Annotated in this window: 2 protein-coding genes; one reads left to right on the plus strand and one right to left on the minus strand. The window is 50.6% G+C overall.

What is annotated here, in order from left to right; genetic code table 11:
- Positions 1-866 (plus strand): MDR family oxidoreductase (locus R8N28_RS24680; protein ID WP_318183602.1); only part of this gene is annotated, 866 nt, incomplete at its 5' end.
- 61 nt (positions 867-927) lie between these two features.
- On the opposite strand, the gene R8N28_RS24685 is transcribed toward R8N28_RS24680, so the two are convergent.
- On the minus strand, positions 928-1,463 hold a 536-nt coding region (locus R8N28_RS24685; protein ID WP_318183603.1), incomplete at its 5' end, for a LysR substrate-binding domain-containing protein.

The following is a 1,463-nucleotide window of genomic DNA, read 5'->3' on the forward strand; positions in this document are numbered from 1 at the left end:
CGTTAAACTACAAGGACGGCCTTGCGATCACAGGGAAAGGTAAAATCATCCGCAACTTCCCAATGGTACCAGGCATTGATCTAGCAGGTACGGTCGTAAGCTCTGACGATGCACGCTACCAAGCAGGCGATAAAGTCGTTCTTACTGGCTGGGGTGTCGGCGAAAACCACTGGGGCGGCATGGCGCAACGTGCACGTCTAAAGGCGGATTGGTTGGTTCCTCTACCAAAAGGCTTAGACAGCAAAAAAGCAATGATGGTCGGTACAGCTGGCTTTACCGCAATGCTGTGTGTTCAAGCTCTGCTGGATGCTGACATCAAACCAGAAGCTGGCGAAATCCTTGTCACTGGCGCCAGTGGCGGCGTAGGTTCGGAGGCACTGACACTTCTGGCTCAACTGGGCTACAAAGTGGCAGCCGTTACTGGTCGTGTTGAACAAAACGGTCCACTTTTAGAAAAACTGGGCGCAAGCCGCATCATCGACCGTGTTGAATTTGAAGAGCCTGCACGCCCACTAGAAAAACAAATTTGGTCTGGCTCAGTCAAAACCGTTGTCATCAAAGTGCTAGTGAAATTATTGGCGCAAATAGATTACAAAAGCGCCGTCGCGGCGTGTGGTCTTGCTGGCGGTTTTGACCTGCCAACCACAGTAATGCCGTTCATCCTACGTAATGGACGTCTGCAAGGTGTGGATTCCGTGATGTGTCCAACCGAAAAACGCATCGCAGCGTGGGAAAAACTGGTTGAGCTACTACCAGACAGCTACTTCGAGCAAGCGTGTACTGAAGTAGAGCTCGCTGAAGCGCCAAAATACGCCGAAGATATTACCAACGGCCAAGTAACCGGTCGCATTGTTATCAAGCTATAGTTATCAAGCTACAAATCAGCACTTCACGTAAATAGAGCCAGCGTTGCTGGCTCTTTTATTATCAGTTCAATCCCATGTCTTCGATTCGCTTTGCAATCAGCCTGCTGCACTCTTCACGCACCACGGAGCGCAGCCATTCTTGAGCAGGAGAATGCTCACAGCGCGCATGCCAAATCATCGAGTAATCAAAAGGCGTAAATTGGAATGGCAACGGTTTTACGACTAGGTCATAGCGCTCAGCAACCAGATACGCCAAATCTGCCGGAACGGTAATGATGATAGGTAGTGTATCCACAATCGCCAGCGCAGCTTCTAAATGGTACGCACGCAGCACCATTTTGCGTTGCGGCTTGTCGATCAAAGCTTGCTCAATCAACGCTTTCACTCCGTCACTGATGGCAATCATCGCGTGAGGGTGGCTCAAATAGTCGTCCAAACTCATCTCTTGATTCGCCAAAGGATGCTGTTTGGACAGTAAACACAACACGCCAACGCGACCAAGAATCTCGCTACGCAGCGGCTCTACGGGGCCAGTTGGGCGACAAATGGCGAGATCGGCCCCTTCATAAGTCAACTGATCGGATAAACGGTCATGCT

This window comes from Vibrio sp. Vb1554, from assembly GCF_033344235.1.